Source organism: Clostridium sp. Marseille-P7770 (genome assembly GCF_902143525.1).
GTDB lineage: Bacteria > Bacillota > Clostridia > Lachnospirales > Lachnospiraceae > Pilosibacter.
This window is the reverse complement of sequence record NZ_CABFVC010000002.1, coordinates 273,146-294,112: the sequence shown is the minus strand read 5'-3', so window position 1 is coordinate 294,112 and position 20,967 is coordinate 273,146. Positions and strand designations below refer to the sequence as shown.

21 protein-coding genes are annotated in these 20,967 nt (G+C 46.4%); 4 read left to right on the top strand and 17 right to left on the bottom strand.

Annotation, left to right across the window (positions count from 1 at the left end):
- Positions 1–46: 46 nt before the first annotated feature.
- The 5 genes from FN001_RS05125 to FN001_RS05105 all read right to left on the bottom strand — a co-directional run bounded on the left by FN001_RS05125 (position 47) and on the right by FN001_RS05105 (position 4,698).
- A complete protein-coding gene (locus FN001_RS05125) occupies positions 47–1,612 on the bottom strand; it encodes a Ppx/GppA phosphatase family protein (protein WP_142411039.1) in 1,566 nt (521 codons plus the stop codon).
- A gap of 53 nt (positions 1,613–1,665) precedes the next feature.
- Positions 1,666–2,802 (bottom strand): prephenate dehydratase, encoded by a 1,137-nt coding sequence (pheA, locus tag FN001_RS05120; protein ID WP_142411038.1) that lies wholly within the window; start codon positions 2,800–2,802, stop codon positions 1,666–1,668.
- A 119-nt stretch (positions 2,803–2,921) separates the two neighbouring features.
- Positions 2,922–3,662, bottom strand: a complete 741-nt coding sequence (locus tag FN001_RS05115; RefSeq protein ID WP_142411037.1) for a lysophospholipid acyltransferase family protein — start codon at positions 3,660–3,662, stop codon at positions 2,922–2,924.
- 197 nt (positions 3,663–3,859) lie between these two features.
- Entirely contained in the window at positions 3,860–4,435 is a 576-nt protein-coding gene (locus tag FN001_RS05110; RefSeq protein ID WP_486463480.1) for a putative ABC transporter permease, read from the bottom strand.
- Positions 4,436–4,518: 83 nt separating this feature from the next.
- Positions 4,519–4,698 (bottom strand): DUF4250 domain-containing protein, encoded by a 180-nt coding sequence (locus tag FN001_RS05105; RefSeq protein ID WP_117503544.1) that lies wholly within the window; start codon positions 4,696–4,698, stop codon positions 4,519–4,521.
- 124 nt (positions 4,699–4,822) lie between these two features.
- Here FN001_RS05105 and FN001_RS05100 point away from each other — a divergent pair, with 124 nt between their 5' ends.
- Complete coding sequence (locus FN001_RS05100) at positions 4,823–5,836, top strand: asparaginase (RefSeq protein ID WP_142411036.1); 1,014 nt, start codon at positions 4,823–4,825, stop codon at positions 5,834–5,836.
- Positions 5,837–6,138: 302 nt separating this feature from the next.
- Here FN001_RS05100 and FN001_RS18380 read toward each other — a convergent pair whose 3' ends face one another.
- From FN001_RS18380 to FN001_RS05090, 3 genes are all read right to left on the bottom strand, one after another.
- Complete coding sequence (locus FN001_RS18380; protein ID WP_142411035.1) at positions 6,139–6,510, bottom strand: hypothetical protein; 372 nt, start codon at positions 6,508–6,510, stop codon at positions 6,139–6,141.
- Between the two features lie 45 nt (positions 6,511–6,555).
- Positions 6,556–6,693 carry a hypothetical protein gene (locus tag FN001_RS18005; RefSeq protein ID WP_185911844.1) on the bottom strand — a complete coding sequence of 46 codons (138 nt, stop codon included), beginning with the start codon at positions 6,691–6,693 and terminating at the stop codon, positions 6,556–6,558.
- 323 nt (positions 6,694–7,016) lie between these two features.
- The gene (locus tag FN001_RS05090; protein ID WP_185911843.1) at positions 7,017–8,681 is read right to left on the bottom strand and encodes a recombinase family protein; all 1,665 of its coding nucleotides are present in this window, start codon (positions 8,679–8,681) and stop codon (positions 7,017–7,019) included.
- A gap of 242 nt (positions 8,682–8,923) precedes the next feature.
- Here FN001_RS05090 and FN001_RS05085 point away from each other — a divergent pair, with 242 nt between their 5' ends.
- On the top strand, positions 8,924–9,100 hold the full coding sequence (locus FN001_RS05085) for a helix-turn-helix domain-containing protein (protein WP_185911857.1): 177 nt from the start codon (positions 8,924–8,926) through the stop codon (positions 9,098–9,100).
- Between the two features lie 194 nt (positions 9,101–9,294).
- On the opposite strand, the gene FN001_RS05080 is transcribed toward FN001_RS05085, so the two are convergent.
- From FN001_RS05080 to FN001_RS18000, 6 genes are all read right to left on the bottom strand, one after another.
- Positions 9,295–9,606 (bottom strand): hypothetical protein, encoded by a 312-nt coding sequence (locus FN001_RS05080; protein WP_142411033.1) that lies wholly within the window; start codon positions 9,604–9,606, stop codon positions 9,295–9,297.
- Between the two features lie 86 nt (positions 9,607–9,692).
- Complete coding sequence (locus FN001_RS05075; protein WP_142411032.1) at positions 9,693–11,297, bottom strand: recombinase family protein; 1,605 nt, start codon at positions 11,295–11,297, stop codon at positions 9,693–9,695.
- Complete coding sequence (locus FN001_RS05070; protein WP_142411031.1) at positions 11,294–12,982, bottom strand: recombinase family protein; 1,689 nt, start codon at positions 12,980–12,982, stop codon at positions 11,294–11,296. Before FN001_RS05070 ends, FN001_RS05075 begins: the two co-directional genes overlap by 4 nt.
- Positions 12,966–14,498 (bottom strand): recombinase family protein, encoded by a 1,533-nt coding sequence (locus tag FN001_RS05065; protein WP_142411030.1) that lies wholly within the window; start codon positions 14,496–14,498, stop codon positions 12,966–12,968. The genes FN001_RS05070 and FN001_RS05065 overlap by 17 nt, the downstream gene beginning before the upstream one ends.
- A complete protein-coding gene (locus FN001_RS05060) occupies positions 14,495–16,156 on the bottom strand; it encodes a recombinase family protein (RefSeq protein WP_142411029.1) in 1,662 nt (553 codons plus the stop codon). Before FN001_RS05060 ends, FN001_RS05065 begins: the two co-directional genes overlap by 4 nt.
- Before the next feature lie 157 nt (positions 16,157–16,313).
- The gene (locus FN001_RS18000; RefSeq protein ID WP_185911842.1) at positions 16,314–16,475 is read right to left on the bottom strand and encodes a hypothetical protein; all 162 of its coding nucleotides are present in this window, start codon (positions 16,473–16,475) and stop codon (positions 16,314–16,316) included.
- Positions 16,476–16,528: 53 nt separating this feature from the next.
- On the opposite strand from FN001_RS18000, the gene FN001_RS05055 reads away from it, so the two are divergent.
- Together FN001_RS05055 and FN001_RS05050 are read left to right on the top strand one after the other, a co-directional pair.
- On the top strand, positions 16,529–17,257 hold the full coding sequence (locus tag FN001_RS05055; RefSeq protein ID WP_142411028.1) for a plasmid mobilization protein: 729 nt from the start codon (positions 16,529–16,531) through the stop codon (positions 17,255–17,257).
- Positions 17,229–18,833, top strand: a complete 1,605-nt coding sequence (locus FN001_RS05050) for a relaxase/mobilization nuclease domain-containing protein (RefSeq protein ID WP_142411027.1) — start codon at positions 17,229–17,231, stop codon at positions 18,831–18,833. Before FN001_RS05055 ends, FN001_RS05050 begins: the two co-directional genes overlap by 29 nt.
- 64 nt (positions 18,834–18,897) lie before the next feature.
- Here FN001_RS05050 and FN001_RS05045 read toward each other — a convergent pair whose 3' ends face one another.
- The 3 genes from FN001_RS05045 to FN001_RS05035 are packed head-to-tail and all read right to left on the bottom strand — an operon-like array spanning position 18,898 to position 20,905.
- Positions 18,898–19,752: a hypothetical protein gene (locus FN001_RS05045; protein ID WP_142411026.1), complete on the bottom strand. Its 855-nt coding sequence runs from the start codon at positions 19,750–19,752 to the stop codon at positions 18,898–18,900.
- Positions 19,745–20,530: an ImmA/IrrE family metallo-endopeptidase gene (locus tag FN001_RS05040; protein ID WP_142411025.1), complete on the bottom strand. Its 786-nt coding sequence runs from the start codon at positions 20,528–20,530 to the stop codon at positions 19,745–19,747. Before FN001_RS05040 ends, FN001_RS05045 begins: the two co-directional genes overlap by 8 nt.
- A 12-nt stretch (positions 20,531–20,542) precedes the next feature.
- On the bottom strand, positions 20,543–20,905 hold the full coding sequence (locus tag FN001_RS05035; protein ID WP_142411024.1) for a helix-turn-helix domain-containing protein: 363 nt from the start codon (positions 20,903–20,905) through the stop codon (positions 20,543–20,545).
- Positions 20,906–20,967: the final 62 nt, after the last annotated feature.

Here is a 20,967-nt window from a genome sequence, read left to right as displayed (position 1 = left end):
GAATTCATCGTGTTTCGCAGCAATATCCCTGTCTGCACTCCGGCATCTAGCGGTATTTTTTATGCCGCAGGACCGGCCGGATCCCGAAGATCTCCTCGAAGAATGCCGCCTTCTGTTCAAAGGATACCGCCTCCAGCGTGATATCGCCCGGATAATCCGTCGTGATCATGAGCTTTCCGTCTTTTACTGCCATCTTGCAGTCCGCAAGTTTGTCCCCGTGGCCGCGGTCCATGGAATTTGCCAGACGCAGGATCGCCGTCAGCTTCGCGATCAGGAGCATGACCTCATTCTGCCCGCCGAAGCTGTCTGTCACAGCGTCCAGCTCGGTCTCCATCCGGACCATGTTGTAATCGAAATCCCGGATGTTGTAGCGGACCACATTTGCGATGATCTCACGTTCCAGGTGAGAGATCCCGATGATCTCCGTCGACATGATGATATTGTAGGCGCACTCGTTGGAGTTGCGGACGCTGATAAATTTTCCGCAGGCGTGGATCAGCACGGCAATCTGTAACAGAAGCCGCTCTCTCTGCCCCATTCCATGGTATCTCCGCATCGTGTCAAAGATCTGGAGCACATATTTTTCCACTGTCTCCGTATGGCGGCTCAGGCACTGGTAGCGCTTCGCCATCGTGCGCGAGGTGCTGATGATGTCATTGTCAAAATTGTGCCGGAATTTCAAGAGTTTCTTGTCCGCCGCGTACTCGGCCGCGATCCCGTCGCAGAGGCGGATCCCCGGGATCCAGATCATCTCCGCTCCTGTCATCTCAAGGAACTTTTTATAGATCACCACACACGGAAGAAGCAAAGACGCATATTCCCTGCTCACCCCGAATGTCTCCTCGATCTGTGTCTCATTCATCGTGACAAGGCGCGCATAGAACTCGTCAAAGCGCTCTCTCGTGACTCTGCGGAGCGGTTTTCCGTGATCCTCATACCGGAACAGATAAAGGATATTTTCTCCGATCCCGATCAGATGTTTGATCTTCTTATCCTTCAGGTACATCTTTTTATAGTTTTCCAGCTCATTGTCCACCATCTCTCCGATGAGATCCCGGTACTGCTCCACCGTCGTATTGACGTCCTGAAGAGTGCCGCGTATCCTCAAAACACCGAGCGGCAGATTTTCCGTGGTCACAAGAAGGTTCTTGTCGAAAAGCGAGATCTGCATGCTTCCAAATCCCACATCCACGATCGCGGTCCCCTGCTGGATATTCTCATCAAACTCATCATCCGAGACGGCGATCGCCTTGTATCCCAGGAATCGCTGCTCCGAGTTGCTGATGATACGGACCTGGATGCCGGTGCGAACGCGGATCTGATCGAGAACGATCCGGTTGTTTCTCGCCTCACGCATCGCACTCGTCGCATAGGCACGGTATTCCGTGACCTTGTAGGATTTCATGATCCCGGCAAACCCCGCAAGTACATCGCAGAGCTCTTCCACCATCTCATAGCTGATCTTTCCGTTGTTGTAAGTATCGCTCCCAAGCGCCGTGACATGGCGGATATGGTCCAATTTCCGGATCTTGTTCCTGTTTGAGATCTCATAGATCCCCATCTCAACCTCAAACGATCCCACATCGATGGCTGCAAATGTAAGGGCTGCCATAGCTTTTCCTCCTCTTATAAGAATCGGTCCGGAAAATACCGGACCGTCTTTCATCAATAATTTCCTAAAATTCTCATGACAGAAGCTTCCGCCGCGATCCCCGTCAGGGCGTTGCGGACTCCCGCGTCGCTTAAGTTTCCTTCAAAATCCACAAAGAAACGATATTCAAAGCTCTTCTCCGGGATCGGTCTGGACTCGATCATCATCATATTGACATTGTTGAAGATGAAGTTTCCGAGAATGTTGTAAAGAGATCCGCTCTTGTGCGGGATCTCAAACGCCACACTGATCTTTCCGGCTTTCTTTGCGTAGACCGGCTCTTTCCCGAGGATCAGGAAACGTGTCGTATTTCCCTTTACGTTATTGACCTCCTCCGCAAGAACCTCCATTCCGTAGAGTTCCCCCGCAGTGCGGCTCGCAACAGCTGCCTGGGACGGGTCCTGCTCCTCCATGACCTTCTTCGCGGCAACGGCTGTGTTTAAAACTGCGATCTGTTTCCATTCCTTATGGGCAGAGAGGAAATCAGAGCTCTGGGCCAGCGCCTGGGCGTGGGAATAGACCGTCTTGATATCGGAGAGCTTTGCACCCGGAACGCCGAGAAGCATGTGGGCAACCGGAACATAGATCTCGCCTACTATGTAATTCTTATATTTTAAGAGCAGGTCATAATTGTTGATCACGAAACCGGCCGTGGAATTTTCGATCGGGAGTACCGCGTAATCGGCGCGTCCTTCCTCGACCTCCTTCATGGTATCCTCAAATTCCGGAACATGGTAGAGATCCGCATCCTCACCAAAGTATGCTTTGGCCGCTGCATGGCTGTATGCGCCCTCAACGCCCTGGAATACGATCCGTTTTCCTTTTTTGGCGATCTCTTCTACCTCGGAAAAACCAGTATCCATTCCCATTCCATGGGTGGATAACAGACCATACTGATACCGGCGGCTGATCGACATAAGCTGGGAGAAGATCTCCTTCACTGCCTCTCTGTTAAAATCGCTGTGCGCCAGATCCTGGACTGCCGCGATCTTCTGCGCCTCTCTCGTCGCATCATAAACGGCTTTTCCCGTTCCGATCTTATATTCTGCAACATCTCCGCAGACGGACATGCGCTCTTCAAACAGGCGGACGATCTCTTTATCGATCACGTCCAGCTTGTCCCTGCATTCTTTTAAGTCAAGATTCTTCATGTATTTCTATTGCCTCTGCTTTCTGCCATTTTACAGCACGCGGACCCTTTCTTTCCTTGAACGTGATCCGCTCTTTTTCTTCCGGAATTTCCGAAATGATCGACCGGTATGGGCTTTTATCACTTTTCTTCCTGCATCTCCTTCAGCATCCCGATTAGCACATTTCTCGTATATGCACCCGGATGTTTCCTGTCTTCCGGATCCAGCTCTTTAATATTGATCGGTTTTCCGTAATAAACGGTGATATGGGACGGAGTGATGAACGGAAAATGCTTTTCCAGGACTTCCGCAGTACCTGTCATCGCCACCGGGATCACCGGACAGCCGGATTTCTCCGCGATCTTCAGGCTTCCCTCTTTAAACGGGAGAAGCTCCGTGATATCGTCGTTCGTATTTCTCGTTCCTTCCGGGAAGATCCAGATGGAGATACCGTTTTTCACCTTCTCGATCCCCTGAAGGATCGTCTTTAATCCTTCTTTGATGTTCTTTCTGTCTAAGAATAGGCAGTTCACGTTCACCATCCAGGTGCGTAAGATCGGGATCTTTTCCATCTCCTTCTTTGCCACAAATCCGAGCAGCGTCGGTACGGTCGTATAGCCGGCAAGAATATCAAAGTAGCTTCTGTGGTTTCCAACATAGAGGACTGCCGTGTCTTCCGGTATATTTTCCGCGCCCTTCACCGTCACGGTCACGCCTGCAAGCTTTAAAAGCAGGCCGAACACGGAACGTACCATTTTGATCGTCTCCAGATCCCGCGCGTGGGGATCCTTTTTCCCAAGTGATACCTGTGCCACAAGGAACGGATAGCTGAAGATCAGGAATCCCACCAGTGTGAACAGGACAAGTAATAATCTTATCATAAGTAACAAACCTCCCATATTTTCTTTAACAGTAAAGGTGCTCTCTTACGGTCAGCACAACAGGTGTGCCGGCCTATTGAACAGTTACCTTTCATACACTTTAAAGAGTTACAGTGATGAGGTCCATGACTTATATTATATTAAATAAACCTCTTATTTGCAACTCAAATACACCTCGAATCCATCTAAAATCCAGTTCAAATCTGTCTAAACATTGACTCTCCTGCTGCCGGATCTCTGGAAAAGATCTCCTCTTTTCCTCCTGTCAGATATTCAAAGAGAAGTCCTGTCATGAACCAGAACGGGGCAAAATCCAGCCGGATCACGCCGTCGACATTCAACATCCGCCCTGTGTAATCCCATGGACATATCCCAAGGCTTTTCAAGAATGTTCCCGTGAGGTATTCTGCGAAAAAGATCAGGACCATGTCCAGGATCCCATGTCGGAAGATCCTGTCCTTTACCGCGATCTGTCCCCGGTCTCCGATCCAGCTGTCCACCCATTTCCCGATGGGCCCCAAAAGGATTCCCATTCCATATATCGGGAACATGTATATTGATGTCTTTCCCATGAATTTCATATCTCCAGCCGCAAAGCCTTCCACGGAAGTCAAAAGGATCTCAAGTCCCCATCCCGTCAGACCGCAGAGCATAAAATTCCTGACCCATTGTCTCCATCCGCCGCCGAAGCTTTTTTTTACTGCAATTTTCTGATTTCTGTTTTTCTGCTTCCATCTGTTCATGAAACCAGTATCTGTGATTCTCTGATCCACTATGCAGCCTTTTCCACGGTGCTTTTTTCCACTTTTATTTTTCTGCGGCTCATGCCCTGGAAAGCCAGGATCGGCCGCTTACTCTATACATACTGATTTTTTTCCGGATCGTACTCATAATCGATCGACGCGAGTTTTTCATCCACGTCTTTCCTGTCTAGACAAAGCGACCTGCACAACTCGTCCATGTCCGGGTAATTGTCCCGCAACTGCGTGTTGATATAGCTTAACAGCATGACCGGATCTTTCGGTATATTCACCATCTCTCCCCTTTCCCGGATGATTCTTTCTTTCCAAACCATCCGCCGTCTTTACTTTCTGAAGCCTCCTATGTTATACTATAAACCATATGTGAGATGATTGCAAACGAAAGGGGATTTTAAAATCATGAAACACCTTCTGCTGCTCGGAACAGGGGGAACGATTGCCTGCAAGAGAGGAGAAAACGGTCTGACACCGCTCCTCACCGGCGATGAACTGTTGTCTTATGTACCGGACGCAAAAAAATTCTGTGAGGTGGAGACTGTGCAGGTCTTAAACATCGACAGCACAAACATGCATCCGAAACACTGGCTGAAACTGGCTCAGGTTCTGGAAGAGAATTACGACAATTACGACGGCTTTGTGATCTGCCATGGAACGGACACGATGGCCTACACAGCCGCCGCCATGTCCTATCTCGTCCAGCACTCCAGCAAGCCGATCGTCATCACAGGAGCCCAGAAGCCCATCGACCTTGATGTGACGGATGCGAGGACCAACCTTTTAGACAGCCTGCGATTTGCCGCTTCCGACCGTGCTCACGGCGTTACGATCGTATTTGACGGAAAAGTGATCGCCGGAACCCGCGGAAAGAAAGAGCGCAGCAAGAGCTACAACGCGTTCTCCAGCATCAATTTCCCGTATCTCGCTGTGATCCAGGACGAGCACATTTTATACTATATCGACGATAAATGGCAGGACCGCGAGAGCGTCCGCTTCTACCACGAGATGGACAGCCAGGTCAGCCTCTTAAAGCTGATCCCGTCCATGGACTCCAGCCTCCTCGACTATATGGCAGAGCATTACGACGCAGTCGTCATCGAATCCTTCGGCGTCGGCGGACTTCCGTCCTATGAATCCGGCGATTTCTATAGCTCCATCGAAAAATGGATCTCCATGGGAAAAACCGTCGTAATGACCACTCAGGTAACTCAGGAAGGCAGCAACATGTCTGTCTACGAAGTCGGCCAGAAGATCAAAAACGCCTTCGGTCTCATCGAATCCTACGATATGACCCTGGAAGCCACCGTCACCAAGCTCATGTGGATCCTCGGCCAGACGAAAGATCATGATAAGGTGCGGGAAATGTTTTATGAGACCATCAATCATGATATTCTCTGGAATACGGGTGGACGGTAAATGAAAAAAGGCAGGATTCCCTTTCCGGTTTCCTGCCCCTTCATTTATTATTTAATATAGTGGCAGATGAAAAGTACTCTAATCATAAAATTCTCCTATCCTAAAATGCCGAGTTTTGCAAGGTTTTATCGGCTTTTTCGAGCATTGTATTTTTCTTGTTAATTACTACACTTTTTGCAAACTACTTCAAAATGGTGCAATTCAAGGCAATGTGTAGTAGTCAAATCGTAGTCAGTTAAGGGGGGCAGACTACTGACGGGGGTGTGCATTATTTAACGAAAGGGGCTGATACACCCCCTACACTATTTGCTTTCTCGCCTTTCCTTAATATATTTATTTAAATCTTCTTCATTATTTATATTATTTTTGTGAATATCCCTATGAGTTTGCTTATTAACCAATATCCCTTTATTCGGATTTAATCTTTGCACGGGATCCGTATAAATTGTCTTTTTATTTTTATGATGAAAATCTCCATTTCCTTCCAATGGTTCTCCCGTTACTTCATCACTACTAATATACTTTACAGCATTCTTTTCACCCTGCCGGATGAATTTAGAGCCAAATCCTGACTTCCATTTTTCCCGTTGCCAGTCTATACCGCCCGATGTCAAGTCTTGGACAACAAATTTCACAAATTTCTTTTTAAGAACTCCTCCCCAATACTGCAGCAAGCCCTTGATTTTCCTTGATATTCCGCCATTTTTCACTTTGGCGGTCTATTTTTTTGCCCTAATCTTCATTTTTACCGCTGATGATCTAGGTCCTTTACCTTTTTCAATCTTATAGGAATCCGCATTTAATCTTTTTCCGTGCTGCGCCATATCTTTACAGGATTCCATATCAATCTTTTCCAAAAATCCTGCTTATCTCTGGTTTTTCCATCAAAAGCAGAAATCCGACCCAACATGCCATCAACAGCCCGAAAAGATAGGTGTCAAAAATGCCATGAGATTTTTGTTAAAAAAGACTAAGATTTTTAATTTTCGAGCAAGCGATACACTTTTCCATCTCCATCATGTTCTTTGTTAAAAAATAAACATTCGTTAAAAGTCCGGCAAAGATTCATCTGGTTTGTCAGGAAGATAGCCTTTTTCACAATAAAAAAGCTCCCACCTGCAACTCAAAGTTTCCTTTGAATCACAAGTGGGAGCCACTACCAAATCTTCAAATATTATTTTTAGTCTTCTTTTTGTTCTGCTTCAATTTCAGATTTTTTTCTTCTGCCCCGGCGTTTCTTTTCTGCTTCCGGTTTCACATCTCCAATATCATAAATGACAACTTGCTCATCCGGGTACAAAGTTCCATTCAAGGTATAACTAAGTTTACCACCGTTTTCATCCTCGAAAGGCAGCATTCTCCGAAACTCCACCTGGATAGCCGGCACCTTAATGCTGATCGCATACGTCTGCTTGCTTTCCTCATTACTGAACTTAATCGCATTCGGGTCTTTTTCTGAACAAGGCTGAATCGCAATCTGCCTGGTCTTTGCGTTGAGCAGCACCTTGATGTAAGGCGCGTAGTTCAACTCTACAGCTGTTGCCTTATTGAATTTCAGGCTGTTTGAAGTCACCGTCATAACAGACTCGCCTTTCGGTTGCTTTAGATTGATTACTTCAAATCCTTTCAAAATTTCCATTTCACATTCCTCGCTTTCATATTCTATGTGTACCTGCACTGGCTTTGCATCAGCCAGTGCCATCACCTTTTCTGTTGCCGTTTCCAATCGCTTGAAGGAAACAGCCTTCCATGTAGGTCTGATGGGGACGAATCCTAACAGCACTCCCTTTCGTAATGGAATCAGCCTTTGCTGCTTGGGGCGAATGCGCCTCCGCTTGCCTGCAATCTGTTCCAGCCTTACCTGTGCCTTATCCCAGACCTCTCGCTCTACGATTGCGGGGTGATGGTCTGGTATAAAATACTGCTCCACCTCGCCTTCGTTTTTCTTTGTCTTGTGGGTCAAACAATCTACCGTATAGGTTTTCTGCATCAGAACGTCGCCGCAGTATTTTTCATTCCGCAGGATATTCTTGACCGATTCACCCGTCCACGGGTTATTTTTGATCGTTCTGATTTCCAACGCATTGAGCTTTTCTGCAATTTCTGCTGGGTGCATTCCTTTATCAAAGCTCATATAGATGGTACGAACAATTTCAGCTTCGTTGGTAACGATCACCATTTCGCCATCATCGTCCGTATCATAGCCCAGCAGACTCGTCGTACTGATTTTTTGCGTTCCGGCTTTCATCCGGCTTCGAGTTGCCCACTTGATATTAGTGGAGATGCTTCGGGATTCCTCCTGTGCGAAAGAAGCCAGCATCGTCAGAAATACTTCTGCCTTTTCATCCAGACTATCCAAGCGTTCCTTGTCAAAATACACACTGACCGGTGGCCGGAGATTCCGCAGCAATCGAATATTAGTCAGGCAGTCCACCACATTACGAGCAAAACGGCTGATAGACTTCGTAAGAATCAGATCAATTTTCTTAGCCTTTGCATCCTCTATCATCTGCTGAAACTGCACTCGATGCTTAACTTGTGTACCAGAGATTCCCTCATCCGCATAAATGCCTGCCAGCTCCCAGTCTGGATGCTCCGCTATAACAGTGTTGAAATGTGCCATTTGCTCTTCCAGACTGGTTTCCTGCGCCTCCTGGTCTGTGCTGACACGACAGTATGCAGCGACACGCTTTTTAGGTGGTTCTTCTGTTTCCGCCACGACACCCACTGTTGCAGGAATAATTTTTACATCATAGGTCTTTGTCAGGCGAGGTGTCTTTTTTCTTCCCTTTTCCTTACGCCGTTCTACCACAATCGGCCTTTTAGCATGACTATCGCTTGCCACATTCCCCCTCCTTTCACTTTTTCTTCCTATTACAAAGTTGCCCATGTTATAGCATTATCATTAATGTCATAACATGGGCAAACACTATTTGCAGACTCTCTATCTTACTTATTATACCGCATTGTGGGTATCTCCACAATATCCATTTGCATACCCAACCCGTATAATGAAACGTAAAGAACGATTTTTTACAAGCAAAAGTGGTGACAGCATTGATTGATTTTACTCCTCTGTGGGAAACTATGCGCCGCAAGCAGGTAACACAGTACCAGCTTCTCAAAAACGGCTTGGACAACAAAACGCTGGACACCCTGAAAAAAAATCGGAATATTACACTATCCACATTGGAAAAAATTTGTCTGATGCTTGATTGTACTCCCAATGATGTGGTGCAATTCATTCCAGACGATAAAAAATAATGCCGTCATAGTACCGTATAGTCGGTGGCTGTGGCGGCATTCCATTATATATAGGCAGAAACATTCACTCTATAACTATCACATTCCTGTGGAATGAAACACCCTCATAGTCGAGAAGATACAAATCCTCTCAACTATGAGGGCGTTGCTTTTATTCAAGCAGTTCCAAAGACAGGCTATCCTGGTCGGGCGTCTTATATGTACCATACCTGCCGAAGCATTACTGCCGCCAGTTCCAGAAGTACTACCACACTGCCGACCACCTGCGGTATCATAAAAATCACAAATCCGCCGATCAGCATTTGAAGTGCTTTCATCCCTTGCGACTGCTGCATGAGGTACGAAAGAATCGCCGTTGCCAATAGCACACTGCCCAGCAGATAGAAAATCCATGCCGAACAATGATGCAGGAATACCACAAACCACTTTGCCAGCCATACAGCAAGGATCAGCGGCAGGGTTATCATCACCAACATCAATTTTAACAGCCATCGAATCGCTTTCATAGTGTCCTCTTTCCGACTGGTCCGTTGCCCATGTTATAACACACTCTTTGATGTTCCAACATGGGCAACCCAGTCCTGTCTCAAATTCAGCCTGTATGCAGTGCCTTTACAGTATCCTGTATGCTCTGCTCGTATTTGAACCGTACCACAATGCGCCCTCCATCATGCACAAAGACATTTTCAATAAAGGCCGACACCATCCCTGCCGTGAGCCTCGTACTGTGCAGGAAATTCTCTGCCTGCTCTGCCGCTGCACGCACAGTTCCCGGCACAGCACTCCGAGTGGATTCCACTCCTTTTTCCAGTTCTATTTTTTCTTCTACCTCTGAAATTCGTCTATCACACTCCTGCTTTTTCTGCTTGTAGGTATCCAACGGGAGTGTTCCTGCCGCATATTCTTCATACATCCGCATCTTCTCTCCCTTTAGATTTTTTAATTCCTGCTCCATAAGAGTTTTTCGGCGGCTTGCCTTTTTGCTAGCCTCTTTCAAATCCTGTTCTTCTTTTTGAATATCACCATAGAGGGAATCCAGCAGAGAGAGTTCCTTTTTCAGTGCCTGAAAGACGGCACTTTCAATATCACTGACCTGAAATATCTCAGATGTGCATTGGGTCTGCCCAACCAGTTCCAAGCCCTCTCTGCACCAAAATGTCGGCACAACCTGTTTGAAATTGTGCGCCATCACTCGCCTGCAATTTCCGCAGCGAACTTTACCTTTCAATGGAAAGTCCACGCTGCCCATCAGCACTTTATGGCTGTTGCTCTTTATGACAAGCTGCGCTTTTTCAAATTCTTCACGACTTACGATTGCTTCATGGGTTCCCTCCGTAATAAACTGCTGTCCTTTGGGAACCGTTCTGACAATGCTTTTGCCAGAAATCAGCGTTTTGGTTTTGCCCAAAACCATCGCCCCGGTGTACACATACGCCGTGAGGATTTTCCAAACGCGAGAGCTATCCCAAAGAATCACTGGGGCAATGGTATAGGTTGTTTCTTTGCCATACGCTTTATTTTCTTTGTTATATACGCTCGGCACAGGAATATTTTCGTCATTGAGCATCATCGCTATCTCTCTTGTACCTAACCCCAGAATCGCAAGGTCGAAAATACGCCGCACGATTTTTGCCGCAGGTGGGTCGATGATAAATGCGCCCTTTTTGTCCGGATCGAACTGATAGCCGAACGGTGCAGCGGATGCCGTTGTAATGCCTTTTCGCCACTTGACCTGATTGGCAGTCCGCAGCTTCTTCCCTGCGTCCCGGCAGTACATCGTGTTCACCAGATTGCTGACCACCACATCCATACCCAGCGTTGTACCTTTATAATTATTGCTATCATAGTTGTCATTGATGGCAATGAGCCTTACCCCCAGCAAAGGAAAAATCTGTTCCATATACTCACCCACGCCGATATAATCACGACCAAAGCGAGAGAGGTCTTTTACAATGATGGTATCAATCTTGCCATTGCGTACACCATCCATCATCTGCTGGAATCCCGGTCTGTCAAAATTGCTGCCTGTGTAGCCATCATCTACAAAATCCATCACAGGCACATTTTGCAGACTTTCTTTGCAGGCAATATACCGCTGGATCAGTTCTTTCTGGTTTTCAATGCTGTTGCTCTTATCCTTGCCGTCTTTACCCAGGTCGCCATCAGCCCTTGAAATGCGCTGATACGCTGCAATCATTTTTCTGCACTCTCCTTTTCTACCTCTGCAAACACATCCCGAAATCCGAAAATGATCCGAATCCGCTTGTCTGCGCTCACTTCGATTCTATGCACAAGGGATTTTACCAACTGAATATCAAATTCAAAGTTGTCCAGATGTTCTTCCAAATGAGAAGCCATATTCAGATATTCTTCGATTTGCTGTTCTACCTGCACTTTTTTGTTCTCTGCTTCCTGCAGCGCAGTTCGCAGGCTATCGTATTGTCTGGAATAATCCTCCCGAATCAGTTGGTAATCTTCGGAATCCACCACACCAGCCACATAGTCCGCATAAAGCTGTTCCCGCTTCTTGGCCATCTGGCTGACTTTATCTGTCAGGCTCATAATTTCACCCTTCGCCCGGTAGACGGGATTCTGCACATCCTCGATTTTCTGCAATTCTTCCAGCACCTTCCGTTTATCGCTCAGCTGGACAATGAACAAATGCAGCTGATCCATTATCAGTGCTTTCAGCAGTTTTTCCGGAATCTGGTGGCCGATGCACTTATCGTCAGCCTGTCTTGCCTTGCAGATGTAATAGCAGACCTTTTTACTTTCTTCTGCTCCATGCGGCAGTCGTTCAAACTCCATCGGTCTGCCGCAGTCTGCGCAAAACACCATTCCTGCAAGGTCGTTCTGGTACTCACTGCGAATCTGCTCCGACTTTGCTCTTACGGTATGGAATACCTTTCGATTCTTGTTCAAGATTTTTTGCACCTTTTCAAAATCATCCCTTGCGATAATGGCCGGATGTGTGTTCTTTGCCACATACCACTGTTCTTTGGGAAGGTCGTGCTTGTCCTGTCCTGCGAATAACTTCTGTGTACTTTTGTTGTTGATGGTATCGCCCACATAGGTTTGATTTTCCAGAATGTGCCGGATTGTGGTTACGCCCCACTTTTTATAGGTAAGAACTTCTTTCCCCTCAACCATTTTTCTATGCCACTCCCGTGGAGTCGGAACCTGCAGCAATGTCATTCGTCGAGCAATTTCAAAAATAGGCACACCCATCAGTTCCCACTGGAAAATCAACTGCACATAAAATGCAGCTTCCGGATCAATTTCATTACGCTTCGTCACGGGGTTCCGAATATAGCCATACGGGGCATCGTTTCCGACTGCATAGCCTTCTTCTTTCTTGCGCTGCAAAGAAGTCCATATCTTTTTGGATATGTCTTTCGCGTACATTGCGTTGACCATATTCCGAATCGGGAGAGCCAGACTTTCCATGTCCTCTTTGCGCGTACTGTCAAAGTTGTCGGTAACTGCAATCAGCCGGACCCCCAGAAACGGGAACACTGTTTCGATATAATACCCCGCTTCCAAATAGTTACGACCAAAGCGCGAAAGGTCTTTCACCACAATGCACTTGATTTTCTTCTGCCGCACATCGTTCATCAGGCGGGTAAATGCAGGCCGCTTAAAATTCGTTCCCGTAAAACCATTGTCGAAGTAGGTGTCCACATAACTCAGTTCACTGCTGCGATTGATATAATCCTGCACCAACGCGATCTGCGTTTCCATACTTTCTTCTTTTTCTTCATCCTCAACAGAGAGCCGCCCATAGATTGCCGCTGGCATCTTTGCTTCTTCCAGTTCCGGGAGCAGCGCAGAAACTGCCGCCTGTTCCTGCTGCGGAAGATTTTTTCTACTCTTTCTTGCCATCGTCTGTGTCCTCCATCTCTATCCGGCCAAGCATCTTTTTCCATTCATCCGTTTTCATGGTCAGACTTATTTCTGCCTGATCATCGCCCAGTAATGTAACTGTGACCTGCTCGATGTACTTTTTGACAAAATTGCGGTCAAGTTCTTCCGGGGTCTTATACTGTGCCATCTGCTGAATCCACGGATTGCGCAAGCTTAATGCTCGTTCCCATATCAGCGTATCTTCCATAATTTCCGTAAGCTGCTCATTCAGCCTCCGATGTTCTTCTTCGTAGTCCAGCAGTTCGGCACGATATTGTTCTTCGGTGATTTCATCGGCCATATAACTTTCATACAGCGGCACACGGCGAAACTGTTCCATATTCAGTTCGGCCAGAACGGACTTCATCTGCACCGACTTTTCAGCTCGGACTACCTCGATTGCTTTTCTGCCTGCTCCCTGCTGAATCGCTGCAGTCAGCTTTTCTTCTTCCAGATGTTCCAGTTCCAGAGCATCCATCACATTTTTATAAATGGTAGCTGCCGGAACTTTCAGATTCTTTCCGTTTTCCTTGTGTGCGCGGCAGTAACGGCAATAGAAAAGTTCTTCCTCCGTTTTCTTATCCTTATGCCAGCAGAGTGCGCGTCCACAGGTGCAGACAATGTGCTTTGCCAGCGGATTCGGCTTTTTGTAGCTTTTTCTAGTGGAGATTTTGTTTTCGTCCTCGCGCATATTGCACGGGAACGCATGAAACTGTTCTTTGGTTATGTATGGTTCGTGGCAGTTTTCCGCAATGATCTGGCGGCTTCCATTTGCCGCCGCACCCGTATAAGTCGGGTTTCGGAATAAGCACCTCAACATATCCGTTGTCCACTGGTCTGGTTCTGCATCATAAGGCTTTCCCAAAATTCTCTTTTTGTGTCTCATTGGAGGTTCAACACCCTGCTCATTTAACCACTTTGCAATGTCACGCATTTTCTGACCGGACGCATATCTGGAAAAAGCCTCGCTCAAATAAGGAGCAACTTCTTCATCCTTTATCATGTTGCTTTCGCCATTCCTGCGGATATAGCCAAATGGAACAGAGCTTGTCAACCGGAATCCTGCGCCTTGTTTCCTTCTCCACGCAAACATGATTTCTGCGTGCATCTCACAGCGTTTTGCTTCAAAATAGTCCTCGACTTCTTTTCGGCTGGCTGTTCTGGAGTCCAAACCCTCCTCCAGCACGATCAGGTCGATGCCCGTCGCATAGAGCGTTTCCTTGATTGCCTGTCGTGCCGCCGGGAAATCCGGCCCGCAGTAGTACATGGATGCCACAATAATGCAATCAAATTTTCGCTCTACGCCATCATCGGTCATTTGGTCAAACGCAGTGCGCGTCTTTTCATCGTTCTTGCGGTCAGAATACTTTTTCAGCAAATCCAGTTCTTTATGTTCCGCCAGATATGCCGCAATACGCTGATTCTGCTCGGCAATCGCCAGTTCACCTTGATGGTTCTTCCATGGAAGCGTCCGGGTATAGCTTACGCACTTCATACTGCATTTCCTTCCGTTTCTGCCTGCGGAACACTACTGCAATATTCCAGCACATTGCGAATTTCCTGATCGAAACGGTACTGGATATGAATGTGTTCCTTATCATAGACGGTGATGTTCTCTACCAGTTCCACCAGAACGCGGCGGTTCAGGCTCGTCAGGTTTTGGTAGGACTTGAAATCTTCGATCCACGGCAGATGTTCCACATCCAGATTGTTCAGGCAATCCCGCTGGCGGTTCATTTCTGCTTTGGCCTTACGGATAGTTTCAACCTTTTCATTAAAGGAATGGCTGAACTCTTTGTACTCCTCCTGGCTGACGATGCCATTGCTCATATCCTCATAAAGCTGGCGGCGCAAGGTCTGATATTTTTGTTCTTCCTGCTCCAGCATTTTCAGATGCTCTTCCACAGATTTCAGTCTGCGTTCATTCTTGGGAATCTCGTTGATTTCATCCAGTCGATGTTCCAGTCCACTGATCTGCCGGATTTTTCCCTGCAATGCGGCCAGCACCACTTCTTCCAACTTACTTTCGCTGATAAGATGCGAGGAACAGCCCAGACCGTTGTGGTTTGTGACGCAGTGCAGATAAATATATTTTTTTCCGTTTTTTGATACGGTACGCCGCACCATGTTCTGTCCACAGCCGCCGCAGCGAACGATGCCCGAAAATAGATTTACAGTCTGCTGGCCTTTCGATGCGCAGGTGTCCAGCTTCAAAACTTCCTGCACCGTATCGAACAGCTTTTGCGGAATGATTGCTTCGTGCATATTGGGAACTCTGATCCAGCTGGATTCTTCCACATCCCGAATCTTCTTGATTTTGTAATTGATCTTCTGCCGCCTGCCTTGCACCATCGTCCCTGTGTAGACTTCATTTTTCAGAATCCGAAGCACCTGAATTGCCTGCCACTTTGCATGAGTGCCAGCTTTGAACCCACTATGGTAATTCAAACCGCACAGCCGTTTGTACTCGCTGGGGGCCAGCACATTCTCACTGTTCAGCTGTTCGGCAATCGCCTGTGCGCTCATGCCTTCCAGTTTTCTGCGGTAGATAGAGCGAACAATATCTGCTGCGTACTCGTCTACCACCAGACGGTTTTTGTTCCGTTCGTCTTTGCAGTAGCCGTAAATTGCATAGCCGCCAATGAACTCACCCTTGCGCCGTTTCATGTCCAACTGGCTGCGCACCTTAATGGAAATATCCCGGCAGTAAGAATCGTTCAGAAGATTCTTAAACGGAACCACAATGCTGTCCGAATCGCTGCTCTCGGAATTTGCATTGTCATAGTTGTCATTGATAGCGATGAAGCGAATCCCCATCATCGGGAAAATCTGTTCCAGATACTTTCCCATCTCGATGTAGTTACGGCCAAGTCGGGATAAGTCCTTGACGATGATGCAGTTGATTTTGCCAGATTTAATATCCTCCATCATCCGCTTAAAGCCCGGACGTTCAAAGTTGGTTCCTGTGTAGCCATCATCAGCGTACTCTTCGACCAAATGCAGTCCTGGCCGTTCTGCAGCAAAATCTCGAATCAGTTCTCTCTGATTGCCGATGCTGTTGCTCTCAGCCTTGTCGCCATCCTCGATGGACAATCTCAGATAGGCCGCTGCCCGTATGTCTTTATTCTTTTCCTTGTAAAAAAACAAAGCCATTAAACCTCCCGTCTCCACGCATATTGCATGGTAAAATCCAGAAAGTTAATGGCTTTTGATTGCACTATTCACTTAACCCGTCTGTATTTTACCAAGCTGCCGCGCAAAAATCAAGCTGCTGCGCACATTTTTTCAGAATTTCAAAAAAAGTTCTTGTTCAGTGCTTTCCCATGCTCTGCAACAGACAATCCCACAGTTCGCTGCCTTCTGACCGAAACGATTCATATACGGTAATGCCCTTGATGACGGCTTTTCTGTGATGCACAGGCTCCGTATGTTCCTGTTTAGGCTTTTCATCAAATCGTTCTTTCTGCTTCATGGAAATCAATCCCCCTTTACTAATATGAATTCAGAAAGCCATTGGGGGATACAGTGTTTGAAAAAATTACAGGAAATTTTAAAAAGTGTATCCTGCATCGGGGCTTCGGATTCATATTTATAGAAGCATCTTTATTGATGGGCCTGCGGAATTCGGTAAAACGCTGGGGCTTTTCTCTCTTAGCGCAAGATTCGCCCATAGCCGCTCAAAACTCACTTTCGTGGTTTTTCCCGGCTGGCAATCTTGATGGGGATTCCGTTCCCCATTCCCACGGTACGCACAAAATCTCAGATTTTTGCTGTCTGGCTCCACACGAATGTGTTCGCAGCCGAACGCCTACGGCTTATCGGGAGTTGCTCTGCAACTATAAAATGCAGGAGGATTATACGATGGCTCGACCAAAGAAAGACGAATCGCTTCATAGGGGGAAACGAGTTTACATCCGTTTCACAGAATTGGAATATGAGCTGGTAGCCGGATACGCTAAAGATGCTGGATACCCGATTGGTACTTTTGTACGCAAACAGGCTCTCCGCGAAAAGCTGGAAGTCAACTATAATATCGTTGCCGATCTGGGAGAGATTCAGAATTTGACGGTGCAGGCCGCAGGCATCGGGAACAATCTCAACCAGATTGCCCGTTATTTCCACGGCGGCGGTCTGGCATCGCGTGGAATGTTGGAAGAACTAAAAAAGTGCATTGCGGAAATTCGTGAACTGCGGCAGGAAATCGTTCAGCTTGGAGGTGTGTATCGTGGCAATTCTAAAACACATCGCAAGTAAAAATGCCAATTATGGGAGTGCCATCGACTATCTGAAATACCAGCACGATGAGTTTCATCTGGTTCCCGTTCTGGATGAAAGCGGGAATATGCTGCTTCGGGAAGAATTTTATCTTGACGGTTTGAACTGCAATCCCGAAACCTTCGACCTTGAATGTGAACTGTTAAACCAGCAGCACCATAAGAACAACACCTATGACGAAATCAAAAGCCACCACTACATTATCAGCCATGATCCCAGAGATAACGCCGACCATGATCTAACAGGAGAACGTGCGCAGGCCATCGGGCTGGAATACGCAAAAGCTAATTTTCCGGGGCATCAGGCTTTGGTCTGTACCCATACAGATGGCAATAACGGAACAGGCAACATCCATACCCACATCATAATCAACAGCCTACGCAAATTTGACATAGAGCCACAGCCCTACACCGAACGGCCAATCGACTGCAAGGCTGGATATAAACACCACCTTACCAAAGACTATTTGAAACACCTGCAAAAAACCTTGATGGATATTTGCCAGCGCGAAGGACTGCATCAGGTCGATCTGCTCTCCCCTGCTGTGGATAAAATCACACAGCAGGAGTACCATGCGCAGCGGCGCGGGCAGTTGAATCTGGACATTGCAAACATGGAACTTCTGGGCGATGGCATCACCCCCATGCACACTACCTTTGAAACAAACAAAGAAAAAATCCGCAATTCCATTTCTGACATTGCGGAACGTGCCACATCTTTTGAAGAATTTCAGAGATTGCTGAAAGCAGAATACGGAATTTCAGTAAAAGACCATCGCGGACGATTCAGCTATCTTCCTGCTGACCGACAGAAATTCATTTCTGCCCGCGCCCTCGGTTCTAATTATGACCGCGATAGGCTTCTCCGCATTTTTGCAGAAAATGCGCAGAACAAAGAACGGAACAATCCTCATTTGGCGGCAGATGATCCCCTGGCCATTCTGTTCATTAAGTCCGATCTGCGCCTTGTGGTTGATTTGCAGACCTGTGTAAAAGCGCAACAGAGCCGCGCGTATGCACAGAAAGTCAAGATTTCCAATTTGCAGCAGATGGCACGGACAGTCGCTTATGTGCAGGAACATGGATACGATTCTTACGAAAAACTCTCCGATACCACTGACACCATCCAATCCAAAATGGCGAAAGCTCGAAGTGATGCTAAATTCACCGAAGCCAAATTGAAAAAGGTCAACGAACAGATTCGTTATTTAGGACAGTATCTTTCTACAAAATCAGTCTATGGTGATTTTTTGAAATCCAGCAATAAGAAATCTTTCCGTCAGGCTCATGCAGAGGATATTGCCAAATATGAAGAAGCCATCCACATTCTAAAGCAGCACTCCCCAGATGGAAAGTTTCCTACCATGAAAGACCTCCGGGCTGAAAAGGAGCAGCTCACCATTCAGAAAGATGCGCAGTATGACACATACCACTATTTCAAAGATTACCACAGGGAACTCCAGACTGTATGCGCCAATGTAGATAATATTCTGGGAACAGAACGAGAAGCACGGCGCGAACAGCAGCAATCCCGAAAGAACGAACACTCTCTATAAAACAAAAAAGCCAGCCCTGGCCTTTCACAAGACTAGGGCTGACTCTTTTTCTGCCGTATCACTGTTAGAACAGGATTTGAACTGTCGCATCCTGAATCAAGTCAATAAACTGCTCTTTCGTTATAACTTCCTTACGACAAATAATCGACTTATCAGCTTGCTGCCGTGTATAAGTCAATTTTCTATCATCGCGGCGAAGCTGCCGCACCGCCTCCAAAGTCAAGGCTCCCTCACGATACATCTGGCACAAAATAAAGTCATTTGACTTAAAGGCCACCGAAATCGGAGAATCCAGCTCAGGAGTAAATTCAGAATTTCCCGTTAAGATACGCTCTGCATTCGTTTGGAACTCATGCGCATCCGTATCCTGCGTATAGATTGTCAGACTGTCCACTTCATCGTGATACCACGCGAATATTTCAGCAAGGATCGTCAACGAGATTTCTCCCGCATTCTTTTTAAGAGCGCGGCCCGTTGACAGCGTTCTTCCATAGATCGGCCATTCATCGTACAGCCGGTTCATCCATTCTTCTGCGGAGGGTAAATCAATCAGATCTTCGGTTTTTACTTTCCTACGAAGAAAGCGCATCAACTCTGACACACGCGACACCGCAGCTTCAACGATGTAGTACAGGTTCACATCTTCATCATTGACAAAAGTGCCGTACTTTGTTTCATCAATCCAACGAATAGGATACCCTTTTGCCTGAAGCTGTTCAACATAGGTGCTTCTGTATGTAGAATCCTCAATTTCTTCCATTACCCACTTTGGTATCAGAATCAAATCGTATACGCTGAGGATTCCATCAGACGGATAACTTCTCTGGCTCAACTCGTGCATAAATGCCAGTGATGAGTTATCCATAAGTGCTATTTTGGTTTCCCCACCATATTCTTTATACTCTGGTATATTAAGCATCGGCCTCTCCCGTCAGCATTTTAAATTCACTTAAAACCGTTTTCAGAAATGCTTCATTGTCTTTATGGTATTCCACTTCCGGCTCATTGCGAATCGTCTTATTGATTTTCTCCTGCAACGGACTTACATTTACTACATACGAAGGCCGTACAAGAGAATCATCCAATCCCAAATCGCGGAATCTCTGTGCAATGTCTTCAACCTGCACATCAAAGTTTTCCTTAACTTCTTCCGCAATAACCGTGTTCCCATTCTTTACTGCACTTTCATACAGAGAGATCAGCACCGCCTTATAAGGAGCCTGGAAAGCGTTCATACACTGAAACGCTTTTGCTTGGAAATCCATATCCTTTAAGCCCTCAAAATACGGCATAAGGTTTCCTAAAAGCATAAGCGCAGCAAAGTATTCTGCTTTTCGTTCTTCCATCAGGATTTCGGATTCAATCAAATGGTCAAAAGAAACTTCATCAAACAATAGATGATAAATTTCATGCCACGCAGTAAAATACTGATTTGCTCTCGGAAGTGCCGTATTTATCAAGGGGATTCGTTTTCCATCCCGAACAAAAATTGCTCCGCTTAAATAGCGATTATCAATCGGCAGTTGTATCAAACCATACGGTCTTAAAATCTGTAACGCCAACTGTATCGGAGAATTTATCTGCATCGGATTGTATTTTGACCAGATAAGCGAAGCGCTCTGCTTCATCTGCTCCTCGATGACTTCGTTCCTTTTGATAACCTCATCTAAGTTAGCTGCTGTAATTCGCTCACTCATAGCCTTCCGCCTTTAATAATAAACACTGCAAAGGTTTAGAATATCCTGCAACAGATCGTACTCCATCTTTGCCTTATCATTCATCTGATAATCAATCGGCGCATTCTGTGAGTACACGGCATCTACACTTTGCACCCTCGGTGAAAATCCCATCAAAGTTTCCGGGTCAATGCTCAAACTGGTAAGAATTTTATTCAAATGCTTATCGAATGTACTTTTACTGTCTATCTCGCCATTCAAAATCTTATCTAAAGTAGGGCGAGAAATCTCTGTTTTCTTGCAGAACGATACCTTTGAGAATCCATTGCTACGAATATAGTTCTTTAATTTTGTCCCTGTCAGTTTTCTCATTTCAAAAAGTTCATCAAAACGCATTATCATCTCTCCCTTCTGCTATTATTATATACCATCAGCTTCGGGAAATCAATCGTAATGTA

Excerpts from the sequence above, each read along its gene's own strand:
- FN001_RS05125 (WP_142411039.1), bottom strand. The coding sequence starts at position 1,612 with ATGGCAGCCCTTACATTTGCAGCCATCGATGTGGGATCGTTTGAGGTT.
- pheA (WP_142411038.1), bottom strand. The coding sequence starts at position 2,802 with ATGAAGAATCTTGACTTAAAAGAATGCAGGGACAAGCTGGACGTGATC.
- FN001_RS05115 (WP_142411037.1), bottom strand. The coding sequence starts at position 3,662 with ATGATAAGATTATTACTTGTCCTGTTCACACTGGTGGGATTCCTGATC.
- FN001_RS05105 (WP_117503544.1), bottom strand. The coding sequence starts at position 4,698 with ATGGTGAATATACCGAAAGATCCGGTCATGCTGTTAAGCTATATCAAC.
- FN001_RS05100 (WP_142411036.1), top strand. The coding sequence starts at position 4,823 with ATGAAACACCTTCTGCTGCTCGGAACAGGGGGAACGATTGCCTGCAAG.
- FN001_RS05085 (WP_185911857.1), top strand. The coding sequence starts at position 8,924 with ATGCGCCGCAAGCAGGTAACACAGTACCAGCTTCTCAAAAACGGCTTG.
- FN001_RS05080 (WP_142411033.1), bottom strand. The coding sequence starts at position 9,606 with ATGAAAGCGATTCGATGGCTGTTAAAATTGATGTTGGTGATGATAACC.
- FN001_RS05075 (WP_142411032.1), bottom strand. The coding sequence starts at position 11,297 with ATGATTGCAGCGTATCAGCGCATTTCAAGGGCTGATGGCGACCTGGGT.
- FN001_RS05070 (WP_142411031.1), bottom strand. The coding sequence starts at position 12,982 with ATGGCAAGAAAGAGTAGAAAAAATCTTCCGCAGCAGGAACAGGCGGCA.
- FN001_RS05065 (WP_142411030.1), bottom strand. The coding sequence starts at position 14,498 with ATGAAGTGCGTAAGCTATACCCGGACGCTTCCATGGAAGAACCATCAA.
- FN001_RS05060 (WP_142411029.1), bottom strand. The coding sequence starts at position 16,156 with ATGGCTTTGTTTTTTTACAAGGAAAAGAATAAAGACATACGGGCAGCG.
- FN001_RS18000 (WP_185911842.1), bottom strand. The coding sequence starts at position 16,475 with ATGAAGCAGAAAGAACGATTTGATGAAAAGCCTAAACAGGAACATACG.
- FN001_RS05045 (WP_142411026.1), bottom strand. The coding sequence starts at position 19,752 with ATGCTTAATATACCAGAGTATAAAGAATATGGTGGGGAAACCAAAATA.
- FN001_RS05040 (WP_142411025.1), bottom strand. The coding sequence starts at position 20,530 with ATGAGTGAGCGAATTACAGCAGCTAACTTAGATGAGGTTATCAAAAGG.
- FN001_RS05035 (WP_142411024.1), bottom strand. The coding sequence starts at position 20,905 with ATGCGTTTTGATGAACTTTTTGAAATGAGAAAACTGACAGGGACAAAA.